Below are 16596 nucleotides of genomic sequence, written 5' to 3' on the forward strand. Positions count from 1 at the left end.
CAGAGTATCAGGATCAGGGCATCTAGAGAAGAATTCTTTGTCATTATTCAGATAAACAACTCTGAATCAAAGTTTAATAACATTGCAGAATTTTACCAGAAACAGTATAATGATAAGGGCCGGAGTTTTATGAATCCCGGCTGAATTGACATAAGGAGATGGAATTATGAATTGTGAGCTCGTTTCAGTTGGAACAGAACTTTTAACGGGAGACACCTTAAATACCAATGTTATGTTTTTGTCCAAGGAATTGTCTATAAATGGCTTTTCGGTGCTTTATCATACCACGGTGGGTGATAACCCGGGGCGTCTGAAATCTGTCATTATGCGGGCCCTGACCCGCAGTGACCTGATTATCACGACTGGCGGCCTCGGACCGACCCAGGATGATCTGACAAAGGAGACCATTGCGGAAATTTTCGGTATGGAAATGGAACAGCGGCCAGAAATTGTCGAGAAGCTCAAAGCGTTTTTTGACCGCCGCGGGGTAGAAATGACAGAGAATAACCTGCGTCAGTCTTACGTGCCAAAGGGGGGCGTCATGCTGCCCAACCCCAGAGGTACCGCTCCGGGAATTATGATTGAGAAGGACGGAAAAACTGTAATCATGCTGCCGGGACCACCACATGAAATGATGGGCATGTATGAGGACTGTGTGGAACCCATCCTGCACCAGCTGAAAAACCAGCTCGTGATTTCACGCTATTACAATCTTTCGGATATTGGTGAATCCACTGTGGAGGACACCATCATGGACATCATTGACCGGCAGGATAATCCCACGGTTGCCACCTATGCCAAGCTGGGCGAGGTGATGATCCGCCTGACGGCCAACGGGGATGATCCTGAAACCATTAACGCTTTGCTGGACCGGTATGAGAAGATCATCATTGAACGTTTTGGCGGCCATATTTTCACACATTCCCAGGACAGCCTGGATGTGACGGTCGGTAAACTTTTAATGGAAAAGGGCCTGACTGTCGCTCTGGCAGAATCCTGCACCGGAGGTCTCGTGGCTTCAAAGCTGGCAGAGATTCCCGGAATTTCAGCGGCGTTAAAAATGGGACTGGTTACCTACTCCAATGAAGCTAAAATGCAGCTTTTAAAGGTGAGGGCCGAAACGCTTGAACGCTATGGCGCAGTCAGTGAGCAGACCGCACGGGAGATGTGCGAGCACCTTAAGGAAATTTCAGGCTGTGATATTACCGCGTCTGTCACTGGTATTGCCGGGCCTGGCGGCGGATCGCCAGAAAAACCCGTGGGACTTGTATACGTCGGGGTTTGCGCCAATGGAAAAACCACCATTAAAAAATATCTCTTTGAAGGCAGTCGAAAGATTGTTCAATTGCGCACCGCCAATAAAGTTTTTCACTTAATTCGCGAAGCAATCCTTGACAAAACAGAATGATTTCTTTATAATATAGATAGTGATAGAACGAACGTTCACAGAACGCTTTGTGAAAATAGAGGAGAAAAGTATGGCTGAAAAACGCAAACCATTAGAAAAAGTAGAAGAAAAAACTGACAACAGCGCAAAGCAGGAAGCCTTAAACGCTGCTTTAAAGAATATTGAAAAAACCTTTGGAAAGGGCGCCGTCATGCGTCTTGGAGACGAGAGTGCGAAGATGGACGTCGACGTTATCTCCACCTCATCCATCGGTATTGATATGGCGCTTGGAATTGGCGGGGTTCCCCGTGGCCGGATCATTGAGATCTACGGACCAGAATCCTCCGGTAAAACCACTATTGCCCTTCATATTGTGGCGGAAGCCCAAAAGGCCGGAGGCAACGCGGCCTTTATCGATGCCGAACATGCGCTCGATCCCGTATACGCAAAAGCCCTCGGTGTGGATGTGGATAACCTGATTGTATCCCAGCCGGACACAGGTGAACAGGCCCTTGAAATTCTTGAAGCCCTGGTGCGGAGCGGGGCCATCGATGTGGCCGTTGTGGACTCTGTCGCGGCTCTGGTACCCCGTGCGGAAATTGATGGGGAAATGGGGGACTCCCATGTTGGGCTTCAGGCGAGACTGATGTCCCAGGCCCTCCGAAAGCTGGCAGGGATTATCAAAAAGTCCAATACCGCGGCGATCTTTATTAACCAGCTGCGCGAGAAGGTTGGGGTTATGTACGGAAATCCAGAGGTTACAACTGGCGGCCGTGCTTTGAAATTCTATTCCTCTGTCCGGATGGACATCCGCAGAATTGAAACTTTGAAAAAAGGAACCGATATGATCGGGAACCGTACCCGTGCTAAGATTGTAAAGAACAAAATGGCGCCGCCGTTTAAAACTGCCGAGTTTGATATCATGTACGGCGAGGGTATCTCCAGAGAAGGGGATATTCTGGACATGGCGGTTGAGCTGAATATTATAAAAAAATCCGGCTCATGGTTCTCCTACGGTGAGGAACGCCTGGGGCAGGGGCGTGACAAGGTGAAGGAATACCTTAAAGAAAACCCTGAATTTGCCGATGCGGTTGAACAGAAAATCCGTGATCATTTTGCCAAGAAGGATGAGCCCGAAGTGCCAGAGGAAGGCTCGGAAGCTCTGACCAAGGATCAGGCTGAAATGGCCGCGGAATTATCTGATGAGGATATGGATGAGTTCTTTGAGCTGAATGAGTTCGAGGAAGAATAAGCAGGAGGAAAACATGGAATTAGCAGAGTTAAAGCAAAAAGTACTGGAAGCCATGCGGGAAAACGGTGCGCCGATGAATGCCGGCGCCGTTCAGAAGGCACTGGACGTTGACCGCAAGGAGATTGATAAAGCCTTTAAAGAATTAAAAGCTGAAGGAGCCATCGTATCGCCAGTTCGCTGTAAATGGGAACCGGCAGACAAATAGAAAGCTGGCAGAAAAGGGTGCGTACAGTCCTGTATGTGCCCTTTTTTAGTGGTCCGCAGAGCACGGCACATTTTTGCGCTGTGCTCTGCGGTAAACTTTCATGCTGAGAGGTGAGAGAATGGAAAAAGTTCGTCGGATTCTTCATTGTGATTTGAACAGCTTTTACGCGTCGGTAGAGCTTTTATCTCATCCGGAGCTTAGGGAGCAGCCTGTGGCTGTCTGCGGCAATCCGGAGAACCGCCACGGCATTATCCTGGCTAAAAATGAAGCGGCAAAAAAATTCAAGATTCAGACAGCAGAGACCGTATACCAGGCAAAGCGAAAATGCCCGGAGCTGATCTTGCTGCCGCCCCATCACGACTTGTACCGCCATTACTCAAAAATGATCAATGAGATTTATAACGAGTTTACGGATCGGGTAGAGCCTTTTAGCATTGATGAGTCCTGGCTGGACGTAACAGACACCATGCATCTTTTTGGCGGCAGCGGTACCGCCATGGGTGATCTGGTGCGCGAAACCGTCAAAGAGCGCACCAGACTGACTATTTCGGTAGGCGTTTCCTATAATAAAATTTTTGCCAAACTGGGCAGTGACTATAAAAAACCTGACGCTGTGACTGTTATTACACCGCAGAACTATAAAAAACTGCTGTGGCCCCTGCCGGTCACAGATCTTATCTATGTTGGCAAGAGCGCTTTCAGAAAGCTGAAATGTTATGGCATAAGGACCATTGGCGATCTGGCCGTCTCAGACCGTTCTGTGCTTTCTCATGATATGGGAAAGATGGGGGAGATGCTTCACGATTATGCCAATGGCCTGGATGACAGCCCGGTGCGTTCAGCTACTGAGCCGCGGGAGGTTAAGTCTGTGGGTCATGGCAACACCTTTGGCAGGGATCTTGAAAATATGGAGGAGGTAAAAAAAGGCCTTTATCCTCTGGCTGAGACGGTTGCCAAACGCCTTAAAGGCTACCACCTGAAATGCCGCGGCGTACAGGTAATGATAAAAGACCCGGCGTTCCGCCAGATTTCGAGGCAGGTGACCCTGAGCCATCCGACTCAGTTGTTTAAGGAAATCTTTGAAGCGGCCGTTGCCCTGGTGGATAAATACTGGGATTTTACCCAGGGAATCCGTATGCTTACGGTAACGGGGATCAACCTGGTGAGCGCAGAAACATGTGAACCGGAACAGCTGACTCTTTTTGGTGCGGACAGCTTTGAGAAGCGTGAGAAGCTGGAAAAAGTGGAAGCCGCCATGGACAAGCTGAAAGAAAAGTATGGCGACGCCATCATTTATACTGGAACAGCGCTGACGAAAGCAGAAGGCAAGGAAAAAGACCCATCCGAATGAATCGGGTGGGTCTTTTTGGAAAGTTCGCTGTATGAGTTTTATAAAAAGAAGATTATCCTAAAATGACTGCGCTGGCAAGCAGAGCACCCAGGATTGCGCCAATCAATGGACCAACAACCGGAACCAGTGCGTAACCCCAATCAGAGGAGCCCTTGTTCGGGATTGGCAGGATGGCATGAGCAATACGTGGAGATAAGTCTCTGGCAGGGTTCATGGCGAATCCGGTGGTACCACCAAGTGAGAAACCACAGGACATGATGATGGCATATACGAAGAAGTAGTTCAAGCCAACATCACTGACATTTGTCATGCCTGCATGGCCAATTGCGACAATAAAGAATACCAGTGCGAAGGTTGCTGCAGCTTCGCACAGGATATTCTGGGGGATATTGCGGACCTGAGGACTTGTACAGAAAGTACCTCTGATGGTATCCGCATCTTCGGTGGCAGCAAATTGAGGTCTGTAAACAACCCAGACAAGGATTGCGCCGACTAAACCGCCAAGCATCTGTGCTACGATGTAACCCGGGACCGCTGCCCACGGGAATGCACCGATAACGGCTAAACCGACTGTCAGAACGGGATTAAAATGTGCACCGGACTGTGCGCCAAAGGCCATGGCAGGAAGCATAACTGCGAGACCCCAGCCAAGCATTATGTAAACAGCGCCGCCACCTTTAAAACCAGATTTTTCCAGGTTTACAGCAGCACAAACACCGTCCCCTAATAACACGAGTAGTGCAGTTCCGATAAATTCAGACATGTATGAAAGCATAGTGACTTCCATGATATTCCCTCCTTATTCAATTGTAAATAGAAAAATAATAGCGTTTACACAGCCGCAAAGCAAAACCGCTTTGCGGGCATGTAATAAATAATAACGATACAGCGTTTTCTTTCGCTACTTATATAATACACCCATTTGAGATAAATTCATATTGAATTAAAGTTATAACAGGTATAACCTGAAATTATGTTAAAGTTGAAGCCCTGCGAGTGTGCTTTACTGAAAATGCTTTACGGCATTATAAAAACAGCAGATCCGGAAATCTGCTGTTTCATCAGTGTCTTATTTGTTTTTACGTTCGGCGTCATGCTTCTGGACTTCTTTTGCCATCTGGCGCAGTGCATCGAGCGTAGAAATTTCATCCAGATCAGGGGCCAGCGTTTCAACTGGCTCCTCAGGAGCGGGCGCTGGCTGTGCCTTTTTAGGTTCGGCCGCAGTATCAGGCTTCCCCTTTTTTTCTGATGACACTCCGGGAGCAGGCGGGGCATCTTCCAGATCATCCAGAACCTCACCACTCAGGCAGCTGGCGATCAGATCTTTGAGGTCCAGGCCAGTACCATCCTTGACAGCATTGAAAATCTGGCTGGCGGCGCCGGTAACATCCTGAACCATCTTCGTTTCGTTGCCGTTACCATACATGGTGATCGAGTCCACCTTTTCCATTGGCTTGGCGGCAGCTTCCACCATTTCAGGCAGCTTTTCGATGACCATCTTGACAACAGAAGGTCCTGTCATCTTGCGCATGGCCAGAGCTTCCTTTTCGATGGCGGCGGCTTTAGCCTCGCCGATGGCCCGAATCCCTTCGGCCTCCTTCTGGCTCGCATAAAGCTTGGCGTCGGCGTCAAATTCAGCTTTGGCTTTGTCGGCTTCAGCTTTCTTTCCGATGTCCGCCATGTATTCATTTTCGCGGATACGGATTTCCTGCTGCTTCAGTTCAACTTCTTTCTGAGCCTTGATGATCTCAACTTCCTGCTGCTTACTGACCAGTGCCTTGTTCTGTTCTTCTTTTTCGATGTCGTAAGCCACATCGGACTGGGCCTTGGCGATGGCGCTCTCGCGGTGGTAGCCCGCGATCTGTACGTCCTTTTCTTTGGTCTTTTCTTCGACTGCTACCTGGTTAGCCAGCTCGATTTCTTTACTCTCGCGCTCGGCCTGGGATTGCTTGATCCGGGATTCCTTTTCAGCCTGTGCTCTCGCCACATCCGCTTCTTTTTTGATTTCGGCAGAATTTTTAACCGCCAGGTTTTTAAGAACCTCATTGTTATCTGTAAAGGACTGAATCGTCAGGTTGATGATCTCCATCCCCATTTTCTGGAGGTCCTCCTCGGCGGAGGTAACACACTGGTTGGCAAATTTTTCACGGTTCTGAACAAGGTCTTCAACGCTGAGGCCGCCCATGCCGCTTCGGATCGTTCCTTCCAGAATCTGCTTGACCATGTCGCGGATTTCATCAATGCGCTTGGTCGAGAACTGTTCAGCGGCTAACAGGAGATACTCAGGTTTACTGGAGATTTTAACATTGGCTACAGCGTTGACCTTGACACCAATGTAGTCCTTGGTGGGAATGTATTCGGAGGTATCGATATCCACCTGCATTGTGGAAAGACTCAGGCGATAAGCTTTTTCCAGGTAAGGGATAACGATTTTTGCACCGCCACCTGGCACTACCTTGATTTTACTGGTGCCGATAACATTTCCCTGGGCGTCCTTGATGGGGTGGGAAAAAGGCGATGAAATGAGCAGCGCCTCGGAGGGCGGGGCTTTTTTATAGCCTGTCAGCAATAATATAACCACGGCGATGATAACAATACCGATAATAATAAATGTAAGCATAATAATTTCCTTCCTCTCAAAAATTTTGTGCTTAATGCGCGTCGTCAGGGTTGATTTTCAATTTGTAGGTTTCGGGATTATCAGCCAGCTTCTGGATGAGTACCTTGCAGGTAATGCAGAGCTGAATGGTCTCAAAATTCTTGTTCTTTTCCGCCAGGTCCTGGACTTTATTGATTTCGTTCCAGGTCAGCAGGCGAAGCTCTTCCGCCTCCTTTAGCGTATAGGCGGATTTATCGCGGATATAAGGCAGGACATCTTCAATTTTCACGGCTTACCTCCTTTAAAATAACCATTTCAAACATCTTTATTTCTTATATCTCCTTTCTTAATCTTATTATAGCACGTTCATCTTATTTTGTGGCGCTTTTCTAAAAATTTACCAGTCATTGATTTAAAGCAGCGCTTAGGGTAAAATAAAGAAGAAAGGATGCAGATGACGGTAATCGCACAAAAATGCGAAAAAAGCCCAAATTTCAGCGCCCTTTCACGAAGCGTTCATAAAACCGTCACATTCTCCATTTAGAATAAGGCTATCAACAAAAATAAAAGCAATATGCGACTTAAATAAATGGAGGATCAAATGAACGATCAATACACAAATAATCAATTTACAAACAATAATGATGAAGAACCAAAGGTTGAAAACGCTCTGGTGCCCATTGACGGTGACCAGAAGAAAAAGAAAAAATGGTCTGCGGGTAAAAATGGTTTCGCGAAGAAAACCGGAGCCATGATGGCAGTGGGCCTGGTACTCTCCGGCGCCTGTGGTTTTGGCGGCGGCATGCTGGCCAGCAATCTGGGCGGTAACAATAAAAGCGTGATGTACCAATCCGTAGAGCGCACCAGCACCAACTCCAATGAAACCAGCAATTCCGGTGCCATGACCACCCAGCAGATTGCTGAATCGGCAGGAAATTCTGTCGTAGAAATCAAGACTGAAACAGTGACCAAAGACAGCCGGCTTCAGCAGGCAGTGTCCCAAGGGGCGGGCAGCGGCGTCATCGTCACCAATGACGGCTATGTGGTGACCAACAACCACGTCATCGACGGTGCCAGCAAGATTACTGTAACCCTGAAATCCGGTGAAAGCCACGAGGCAACCCTGGTCGGCACGGACGCCACCTCCGATGTGGCGCTGCTCAAGATTAACGCGAGCGATCTGCAGCCAGCGGTCATGGGCGATTCGGACAAGCTGAGCGTGGGCGAGACTGTTGTAGCGATCGGGAACCCCCTTGGCGAGCTGGGCGGAACGGTTACCGATGGTATTGTCTCAGCCCTGAACCGTGAAATCACCATCGACGGGGATACCATGAACCTGCTTCAGACCAACGCCGCCATTAATCCCGGTAACTCCGGCGGTGGCCTGTTCAACGAATACGGCGAGCTGGTGGGAATCGTGGACGCCAAGTCAACGGGTACCGGCGTGGAAGGCCTTGGTTTTGCCATCCCGATTAATGATGTGAAAACAGTGGTCGAATCCTTATCTCAAAACGGCTATGTAAAGGGCCGCCCAAGCCTGGGTGTATCTCTGGTGGATGTCAACTCAGCTGAAACCGCCATGCAGTACCGTGTCTCTGAAATGGGCGTGTACGTGGCCAAGGTGGCGGATAATTCCGGTGCTTCAGCCGCAGGCATCCAGTCCGGCGATATGATTGTATCCGTTGACGGCACGGCTGTGTCAAGCGCCGCAGATGTCAAAGCCGCCATCAAGAGCCATCAGGTAGGCGATACCGTTAAAATAGAAGTACAGCGCGGCGGCAGTATGCTGAATTTAAACGCCACACTGGGAGAGGAAACACCAACCACGAATAATTAACAGAAAAACGAGGTAAAGAAATGTACCGGATTTTAATGGTTGATGATGAAGAGAAAATACGGGCGATTGTAAGAAAATACGCGGAATTTGAAGGCAATGAGGTCGTTGAGGCCGCCGATGGTATGGAGGCGGTAAAGCTTGCTAAGAGCCAGGACTTTGACATCATTATCCTGGATATTATGATGCCGGAGCTTGACGGCTTCTCAGCCTGTAAGGAGATCCGCAAATATAAGGATACACCGGTTATCATGCTCTCTGCGAGGGGTGAGGAGTACGACCGGATCCATGGCTTTGAACTGGGCATTGACGACTATGTTGTCAAGCCCTTTTCGCCTAAGGAGCTGATGATGCGCGTGGGCGCGATTCTCAAACGGAGAGGCGGTGCCCAGGAGAATAAAGACGTGGTAAAAATCGGAGATCTGGAAGTGGATTTTGCCGGCCGGCGTGTCACGATTTCCGGAAAGCCGGTGGAGATGACGCCAAAGGAGTATGATCTCTTTTTTTACATGGTGCGCAACCGGGGCATCGCCCTGACACGGGAAAAACTTATCACCAATGTCTGGGGCTATGATTTTTATGGTGATGACCGCACCCTGGATACCCACATTAAGCTGCTGAGAAAAAGTCTGGGCGATTACAGCAAGTGCATCGTGACACTGCGTGGAGTAGGATACCGCTTTGAGGCTTAAGAATACCAGCATTAAATGGAAGCTTTTCGCTTATATCGCCCTTTTTGCGGCGGTCATGATCTTTGTAATCTGGCTGTTCCAGATTGTCTTTTTAAACGGCTTTTACCGCCAGACAAAGGTCAGTGAGCTCAAATCTCTGGCGAACACCATCTCTGCCAATATTGACAGCAATGATTTGAGCAATATTGTAACCGAGGTGGCGGGGCGGAATAATATCTGCGCGAAGATCACCGATACCCAAAACAATGTGGAGATCAATGTGGACACTGTTCCGCGTTGCGTGCTGCACCAGATGACAGCCCAGGATCTGACCAACCTGTACTTACAGGCCAAGCAGCACGGCGGCTCCTATTTTGAGAGCTTTTCCAAGGACAGCTACCAGCTCATAAATATTCAGAGCAGTGACGGCCGCCAGGGGGTGATCCCTGAAAAGAAATTTGAGCGGGATGAAAACCTGATTTACACTCAGATCATTACAGGCGGCAACGGCAACCAGTATGTGATCATGCTTAACACCATGATTTCGCCTGTTAACGCCACGGTACAGACTCTGCGCTCCCAGCTCTTCTATATCAGCGTGGTATTTATGGTTCTGGCCCTTATCTTTGCGGCTATTATGTCTAAGAAAGTATCAAAGCCTATTATCAAGATCAATGAAAGTGCCAAGGAGCTCGCGAAGGGTAATGTGGAGGTCCACTTTGACGGAGAAGGCTACCGGGAAATCACAGAGCTCAACGATACTCTGAATTACGCGGCAGAGGAGCTTTCAAAGGTAGAAAATCTGCGGCGTGAGCTGATCGCCAATGTTTCTCATGACCTGCGCACCCCCCTGACCATGATCACCGGCTATGCCGAGGTGATGCGGGACATTCCAGGAGAAAACACTCCGGAAAACGTGCAGATTATCATTGATGAGGCCAACCGCCTGACAAGTCTGGTTAACGATATGCTGGATATCTCCAAGCTTCAGGCTGGTGTACAGGTTCTAAATGAAGCCCCGTATAATCTGACCAAGAGTATCCGGCGGATTCTCACAAGATATACCAAGCTCATTGAGCAGGAGGGTTATCATATACGCTTTGAGGCGGACAGAGAGGTCTTTGTGAAGGCTGACGAGATTAAAATGGAACAGGTTATCTACAATCTGGTGAACAATGCCGTCAACTATGCCGGAGCGGATAAAGAGGTAGTGATCCGCCAGACTGTTTTGGCAGATACGGTGAAGGTTGAGGTGCTGGATCACGGCGATGGCATCGCGGAAGATTTGCTGCCCTATGTGTGGGACCGCTATTATAAAATTGACAAGGCCCATAAGCAGGCTTCCATCGGAACCGGGCTGGGGCTTTCCATTGTCAAGAATATCATGGAGCTGCACCACCTTCGCTTTGGTGTGAACAGCGCGCCAGGTATGGGAAGTAATTTCTGGTTTGAAATGAAGATCGTAGAGGATAATGCCGAAAAAAATGAAAATTAACATTGATTTTACAGGCTTTTTGCGGTATACTGACTAAGCTACTAAGCCAGATAATCGCGGGCAGCGCAGGCTGTCTGAGGAAAGTCCGAGCTCCGCAGAGCAGGGTGCCGGGTAACGCCCGGTGGAGGTGACTCCAAGGCAAGTGCAACAGAAAGTAAACCGCCGGCCTGGCCGGTAAGGATGAAAGGGTGAGGTAAGAGCTCACCAGTGGCGAGAGTAATCCGTCAGCTATGTAAACCCCACCTGGTGCAAGACCAAGAACGGATGTAAAAAAGGCGGCTGCTCGTCGCCGTCCAAATGGTAGGTCGCTTGAATCCATTGGTAACAATGAATCTAGACAGATGATTATCTAAGACAGAACTCGGCTTACAGACTTAGTAACATGAATTAGAAGCAACAAGACCCATCAAACCGCTTGTTTAAGCCATTTGATGGGTCTCTTGCTTTTTTGAAATTTAACTTTGCCCCCTTTTTTGCCCCCTATAGCTTTTTTATAAGAATTTGCAAAAAGAAAATATACATTTCTTATGCATCTTCTAATGCTTGAATAAATTGCATACTTTCTTTTAAGGAGACGTGCGTATATTCGTTGGCAGTGGTCGAAATGTCACTATGCCCGAGAAGCTGTTGGATCATTTTCAGATTACTGGTCTGCTCAAATAAACGTGTTGCGTAGGTATCCCGGAAGTCATGAACTGTGATGCGTTCGATGCCGTGGGCTTCCGTCAATTTTTTTAGAGCGATAATATTAGAAGACGCGTTCTGGTAACCGCCGGTGGGATTAGGGAAGACCAGATTGTTATTCTGATATTTGTTTGCGTAAAGTAAAATTTTTTCGTTCTGTTTAAGCTTGTGCTTTTTAAGGCATTCCACGACATCGCTTCTTATTGGCACCTGGCGGTTGCCGGTTGGCGTTTTTGGAGAATCGACACCATTCTTACCACCATAGGACTTATTGACCGTTATCACACCGTTTTTGAGGTCAACGTCATCCCAAGTCAGGGCGAGGAGTTCACCGTGTCGTAGGCCGGAGCCAAGTGCTGTGATAACAAACGCTTCAATCCTTTTTCCTTTGATGATTTCTCTTAACTGCTGTTCCTCCTGAATACTAAGAGCTCTGGCGGAGCGTTTGGAGGATGCCGCTTTTTCTTTTCCAGCAGGGACGATGATCGAGCGGGAAAAGTCTGTTAGAATTTTACCTTGTGTATAGGCATATCTTATGCAGGGATGGATAAGTTTCTTTAATGTGGCGATTGTGCCCTTTCCAGCACCGTTCTTTTCAATGACTTCTTTATAAAAATCCTGCACATCAAATGCCGTTATTTCTTTAAGGCGAATGTGATTCAATGAAGAATTTTCGATATAGTTTTTAAAGGTTAATCTGTAATTGTTAATGGTTGCTTGTTTTTTATTTATTAACAGAACGTCCTCAAGCCATTTTTCGAGATAATTGGAAAAAAATACTTTATCTGATTGCACGCCACGGTCCAGCTCTTTTTTTAGGTCATCAATCTTTTGTTCAAGCTCTGGAATAGACTTTCCATATAAATCATGTGGCCGCCTTAAGTTTTTGTGGCGCATTCGATAGAAAAAATAAGTGTTGCCATTTTTTACTTTTTTAGCATATTTGCTGCGCGGCATATTGTACCTCCTTAATTTTGGGCATAAAAATGCCCGGTAATTGCATTTTACCGGGATAGTGTGGTACAATTATCTTGTCTAAGGATGTAGTACCGGCCTATCCCGGGAATCTATGTCATCGCCTCTGTGTTGGTAGCATAGGGGCGTTTTTTAATATATTTATAATTCAGAAATGAACTTTATCAATTTTAAAGTTGCGTTTAATATATCCCACAACACTATTATTGATAATAGTAATGTAGAAACACCAATCCACTGCACTATTTTAAATGTATATGAAAATAATGTTATTGATGTATCAAAAGGAAAAAAACTCGCTATAATAATTATTATAAGCATCCCAAAATAACTTTTGATGTCATCTTTAAATTCATTAATTATAGGAGTAAAAAAAATGTTAAACTTTTCTTTACCTAATTTATCTTTGTATTTTTCGATTAATGTAAAAAATATAGCTAAAAGAGCTAGAGATAACCCAATCTGCGCACCTATAAAATTAAGCAAAAAATCAAATTGTAGAATTTGCATTTTAGATAAATTAATCATAGTAGGTAGAACTGCGCCGATCACCAAAATGATAAGCAGTTTAATTGCTATCATCGCTTTCTTTGTTTTTAATTTTGTTTTCATTTTCAATTCTTTCAATTTTGGCAAGGGCATCATCCAAAACTTTTTGGGCTTCTTTATCGCTTATATCTGAAGAGTCTGGTAGCTGGATTGAAATAGGATTATTCTCACTTGTAATTGTGGGTCTTTTTCCCTTAACTTTTAGACGCCATATTCCACAACCGTTAGAAATATATTTAATTAGTTCTTGTATCCACTCCGTAAAAAGTTTTAGTTTTCCCTTTGAATTTTCAAAGCCAATAGTAAGCTTTTCATTATTATTAGCTTCTTGGTATACTTTTAACATTTCTGTAGTCTCATAATCCATACCTAGAAAATTTGGTGAAATCAATTGAAACTCAGCATAAGAAATGTATCCATCATTTTCTTTAACAATATTCCAAAAATTTGCAGCAGAGGTAATTAACTCAATTTCAATAATGATGAATAAATACAACTCATCAAATAATTTGTTCATACACTTTGAAAAGGCACTCGCAATTGAGTTAATGCTGGACGATAATTTTCGATTTTCTTGTATAAAACAATATTGTTTCTTTAAATTTATAATAATGCTTGTATTTGGAAAATCAGGTGTTTCCTGCGCTTCTATTTTAGATTCTGTTACCTTATTCAGAACTATGGTCTTTTCTTTGGCAAATTGCAGAACAACTGTATCTTTTCCTAGTCTCTCTGAAAAGTACAACATATAGTGGATTTTAGTATCATCTCTTTCAATGTAAATATCTTTATGGATATTTTTTTCAAGCTCGAATATTGCTTGTTCAAATGCTTGTTCTTTAGAAAAAGCTCCTCCTTTTTCTAAATTAAATGTTAGTTGTTCATTAAAACTGCTAGACGGAATAAGCGAATAGCGAGTTATAGTATAAGGTTGGGTTTCCATTTTCTCCTCCTAAAAATATAGATATTGTAATTATACACTATTAGAGGATAAATGAAAATGTTTTCTAAAATATTCTTTTAATATGAAATTCGCTGGCTTGATGCCTCTGTGTTAGTGCACAGGGGCGTTTTTTATTGTATACTTCTTCTGATTTCTATTACTATTCCAAGCAAAGAAACAGGATCATCATTAGGCCCGTATGTCTTTGGCAAATACTCAGGATTATACGGTCTAAGTGTAATGGTATTGTCGTTGTTTTTTACCACAGTTTTTAGAGTGGCATCAAAACCATTCACATAAACGACTGCGTCTTGACCAGATTCACAATCGGGCTGCTTTCGGACAATGATTGTATCGTTGCTAAAATATTTGGGATACATGCTATCACCTTTAACTTTAAGGCCTATAAACTCAGACCCGTCGCGAGTCCATTCTTCCGGGATATCCTCTTCATCAACATAATCTTCAATAGCCTCTGTTGGAATGCCGGCAGGAACCGATCCGTAAACTTTGATCCGTACATATTTTTTATTCGAAAATTTGATAGGAGTGACATTGTCATCCCACCCCATTAAGTATTGTGGTGAACAACCAAAAAGATGGGCTAATTCAACTATCGTTTCGTGCTTTATATTTTTAATAGCACCGGATTCATATCGCTGAGCCGTTGCCTCTTTTATATTAAGTTTATCAGCAACATCTGACAGGGTGAAGCCAGCTTTTACTCTTTGTTCTTTTATTCGATCATTTAAAATACTCATTAGTAACATCCTCCTGATAATGCTAATGTTACCATTAACTTACGCAAAATGCAATATAAAAAATACTAAAAACAAAAAAACTTACGCATAAAGGTTGACATAAGGATAAAGAGATGCTATCATAAACTTACGTAAAAAGTAAGTCCGGAAAGAAGGTGATTGACTTGAATAGGTATGCGGTTGATATTATCGCTTTGAAAAAGATAATGGTAGAAAAAAATTTAGATAAAATATCTACTTTATCTAGAAAAGCTAATATAAATCGAAATATTTTAGGGAATATACTTAACGGAAAAAGTATGCCAACAGCTAATACCATGTATAAATTGGTTGAAACCTTGGAGATAAGTCCAGAAAAAGCAGGAGCTATTTTTTTTAGCAAAGACTTACGTAATACGTAAGTTTTTAGGTAAAGCGCAAAATAACACCCGCCGGTAGTATTAACAGGGTCGCAACCCTCGTTAAATCCTCCTCAAAATATAGAACGTATCAAGCTTACCTTTGGCTGAACACACGCTAACAGACTTTTACCATAACGCGGCCCTGTTAATCGTACCGGTGGGAGAAAGGAAAAAATATGGACGATTTAATTAAATTTGCAGATGCATTCAAAGCGCTCTTTATTGACGATCTAAAAGAAAGTATCATTAATGAAATTCATGAAAATTTAAAGGCGCAGCAGTACCCCTTAGTTCTGGATGTCGACGAAGCGTCTGAGTATTCTGGCATAGCAAAGACAAGATTGCGCGAGCTTGCAAACTATGAAAAAGATTTTCCAACATTACCGCGGGAAAAGGGAGAAAAGATGTTTTTTAGCCGTGACGGGTTGGCAGAATGGGTCCGAAAACACGAAGGGAAGGAGGCCGCCTCATGAACCTTAGTATCGCCGGCCTACCCTTCGTCCTCCTCGGCATCGCCGTCTACAGCAGCATCTGCCTGGCAGTTCGGAAGGGGTGGCTATGGAAGGATTAATGTTAGAGATTCTGATCTCCTTATGCCAGACAGGCGCAAAGATTTACAGTTTTGCGCTTGGGTTGATCGAGATTGGAATTGGAACAATTGTTGGATTGGCGATATTGGTCGCGAAGGAGGAGGCAAACAGGAAATGAAAGTAGCATGGTATAGCTGTGGCGTGAGTAGTTTTATTGCAGCATATTTGGCAAAAGATGTTGATCGGCTGATTTACTGCCACATCGAGAATCAGCATCCCGATAGTCTGCGTTTTCTATCGGACTGCGAGGGATTTTTTAGAAAGAAGATCGAAATTCTCCAATCCGAACACCAAAGCGTCGAGAAGGTTGTGGAAAAGTACCGGTTCTTAAACTCTCCGTATGGGGCAAAATGTACGAATATGCTTAAAAAACAGGTGCGGAAAGAGTGGGAGAAGAAACAGGATGAACCGCTTACCTATGTTTGGGGCTATGACTGCACCGAAAAACACCGGGCAGATCGTTTACAAGAATCCGAACCAGATATAACTCACGAATTCCCGCTCATCGATGCCAACATGACCAAAGAAGACTGCCACAAGCTTTCGAAAAAACTCGGTTTAAAGCGGCCGAAGATGTACGACATGGGCTATCCGAACAATAATTGTATCGGCTGTGTAAAGGGCGGCATGGGTTACTGGAACATGATCCGCAAGGATTTTCCGGAAGCGTTTGAACGGATGGCAAAATTAGAACGGGAGATCGGGCACAGTTGCATAAAGAATTGTTTTTTAGACGAACTTTCCCCGAACCGGGGCAGAAAACCTAAACCAATTTTAGAACAATAAAAAAGGTCCCAAAGCGAAGCCACGCATTAGGGACCAGACAATATGTTACGTGGTTATTGTACCACAGGAATGGAGAAAAAACAATGATCCAATACAGGGGCGTTCCGCCATAA

General features: G+C 45.1%; 18 protein-coding genes and 1 other RNA gene. 12 read left to right on the forward strand and 7 right to left on the reverse strand.

The annotated features are described in order from the left end of the window. Positions 1–166 precede the first annotated feature (166 nt). The 4 genes from BUC22_RS12870 to dinB all read left to right on the forward strand — a co-directional run bounded on the left by BUC22_RS12870 (position 167) and on the right by dinB (position 4195). Positions 167–1408 (forward strand): competence/damage-inducible protein A, encoded by a 1242-nt coding sequence (locus BUC22_RS12870; protein WP_013380373.1) that lies wholly within the window; start codon positions 167–169, stop codon positions 1406–1408. A gap of 70 nt (positions 1409–1478) precedes the next feature. Next, positions 1479–2639 (forward strand): recombinase RecA, encoded by a 1161-nt coding sequence (gene recA / locus BUC22_RS12875; RefSeq protein ID WP_013380374.1) that lies wholly within the window; start codon positions 1479–1481, stop codon positions 2637–2639. Between the two features lie 13 nt (positions 2640–2652). Then, positions 2653–2844, forward strand: a complete 192-nt coding sequence (locus BUC22_RS12880) for a hypothetical protein (RefSeq protein ID WP_013380375.1) — start codon at positions 2653–2655, stop codon at positions 2842–2844. Between the two features lie 118 nt (positions 2845–2962). After that, positions 2963–4195 (forward strand): DNA polymerase IV, encoded by a 1233-nt coding sequence (gene dinB, locus BUC22_RS12885; protein ID WP_013380376.1) that lies wholly within the window; start codon positions 2963–2965, stop codon positions 4193–4195. Positions 4196–4247: 52 nt separating this feature from the next. Here dinB and BUC22_RS12890 read toward each other — a convergent pair whose 3' ends face one another. From BUC22_RS12890 to BUC22_RS12900, 3 genes are all read right to left on the reverse strand, one after another. Next, complete coding sequence (locus BUC22_RS12890; RefSeq protein ID WP_041690204.1) at positions 4248–4970, reverse strand: MIP/aquaporin family protein; 723 nt, start codon at positions 4968–4970, stop codon at positions 4248–4250. A 294-nt stretch (positions 4971–5264) separates the two neighbouring features. Continuing rightward, positions 5265–6815: a flotillin family protein gene (locus BUC22_RS12895; protein WP_013380378.1), complete on the reverse strand. Its 1551-nt coding sequence runs from the start codon at positions 6813–6815 to the stop codon at positions 5265–5267. A 31-nt stretch (positions 6816–6846) separates the two neighbouring features. Further along, positions 6847–7083: a hypothetical protein gene (locus tag BUC22_RS12900; protein ID WP_013380379.1), complete on the reverse strand. Its 237-nt coding sequence runs from the start codon at positions 7081–7083 to the stop codon at positions 6847–6849. Positions 7084–7395: 312 nt separating this feature from the next. On the opposite strand from BUC22_RS12900, the gene BUC22_RS12905 reads away from it, so the two are divergent. The 4 genes from BUC22_RS12905 to rnpB all read left to right on the forward strand — a co-directional run bounded on the left by BUC22_RS12905 (position 7396) and on the right by rnpB (position 11179). Further along, the gene (locus BUC22_RS12905; RefSeq protein WP_083591140.1) at positions 7396–8631 is read left to right on the forward strand and encodes a S1C family serine protease; all 1236 of its coding nucleotides are present in this window, start codon (positions 7396–7398) and stop codon (positions 8629–8631) included. Positions 8632–8651: 20 nt separating this feature from the next. Further along, the gene (locus tag BUC22_RS12910) at positions 8652–9320 is read left to right on the forward strand and encodes a response regulator transcription factor (RefSeq protein ID WP_013380383.1); all 669 of its coding nucleotides are present in this window, start codon (positions 8652–8654) and stop codon (positions 9318–9320) included. Further along, the gene (locus tag BUC22_RS12915; RefSeq protein ID WP_013380384.1) at positions 9310–10794 is read left to right on the forward strand and encodes a HAMP domain-containing sensor histidine kinase; all 1485 of its coding nucleotides are present in this window, start codon (positions 9310–9312) and stop codon (positions 10792–10794) included. Before BUC22_RS12910 ends, BUC22_RS12915 begins: the two co-directional genes overlap by 11 nt. A 38-nt stretch (positions 10795–10832) precedes the next feature. Then, positions 10833–11179: RNase P RNA component class A (rnpB, locus tag BUC22_RS12920), an RNA gene on the forward strand. 140 nt (positions 11180–11319) lie between these two features. Here rnpB and BUC22_RS12925 read toward each other — a convergent pair. The 4 genes from BUC22_RS12925 to BUC22_RS12940 form a co-directional block, all read right to left on the reverse strand. Beyond that, a complete protein-coding gene (locus BUC22_RS12925) occupies positions 11320–12435 on the reverse strand; it encodes a tyrosine-type recombinase/integrase (RefSeq protein ID WP_073383055.1) in 1116 nt (371 codons plus the stop codon). A gap of 159 nt (positions 12436–12594) precedes the next feature. After that, positions 12595–13065, reverse strand: coding sequence for a hypothetical protein (locus BUC22_RS12930; protein ID WP_073383057.1), 471 nt, complete (start codon positions 13063–13065; stop codon positions 12595–12597). Next, positions 13022–13945: a hypothetical protein gene (locus BUC22_RS12935; protein ID WP_073383060.1), complete on the reverse strand. Its 924-nt coding sequence runs from the start codon at positions 13943–13945 to the stop codon at positions 13022–13024. Before BUC22_RS12935 ends, BUC22_RS12930 begins: the two co-directional genes overlap by 44 nt. A gap of 131 nt (positions 13946–14076) precedes the next feature. Further along, a complete protein-coding gene (locus tag BUC22_RS12940; protein WP_073383062.1) occupies positions 14077–14706 on the reverse strand; it encodes a LexA family protein in 630 nt (209 codons plus the stop codon). 164 nt (positions 14707–14870) lie between these two features. On the opposite strand from BUC22_RS12940, the gene BUC22_RS12945 reads away from it, so the two are divergent. The 4 genes from BUC22_RS12945 to BUC22_RS12955 all read left to right on the forward strand — a co-directional run bounded on the left by BUC22_RS12945 (position 14871) and on the right by BUC22_RS12955 (position 16483). Beyond that, the gene (locus BUC22_RS12945; RefSeq protein WP_073383064.1) at positions 14871–15107 is read left to right on the forward strand and encodes a helix-turn-helix domain-containing protein; all 237 of its coding nucleotides are present in this window, start codon (positions 14871–14873) and stop codon (positions 15105–15107) included. 176 nt (positions 15108–15283) lie between these two features. Continuing rightward, on the forward strand, positions 15284–15580 hold the full coding sequence (locus tag BUC22_RS12950; protein WP_073383068.1) for a helix-turn-helix domain-containing protein: 297 nt from the start codon (positions 15284–15286) through the stop codon (positions 15578–15580). An 85-nt stretch (positions 15581–15665) separates the two neighbouring features. Next, positions 15666–15815 carry a hypothetical protein gene (locus tag BUC22_RS22125; RefSeq protein WP_180494375.1) on the forward strand — a complete coding sequence of 50 codons (150 nt, stop codon included), beginning with the start codon at positions 15666–15668 and terminating at the stop codon, positions 15813–15815. Beyond that, positions 15812–16483 (forward strand): phosphoadenosine phosphosulfate reductase, encoded by a 672-nt coding sequence (locus BUC22_RS12955; RefSeq protein WP_073383071.1) that lies wholly within the window; start codon positions 15812–15814, stop codon positions 16481–16483. Before BUC22_RS22125 ends, BUC22_RS12955 begins: the two co-directional genes overlap by 4 nt. Positions 16484–16596: the final 113 nt, after the last annotated feature.

Origin of the sequence: Eubacterium callanderi, from assembly GCF_900142645.1 — a bacterium.
GTDB lineage: Bacteria > Bacillota > Clostridia > Eubacteriales > Eubacteriaceae > Eubacterium > Eubacterium callanderi.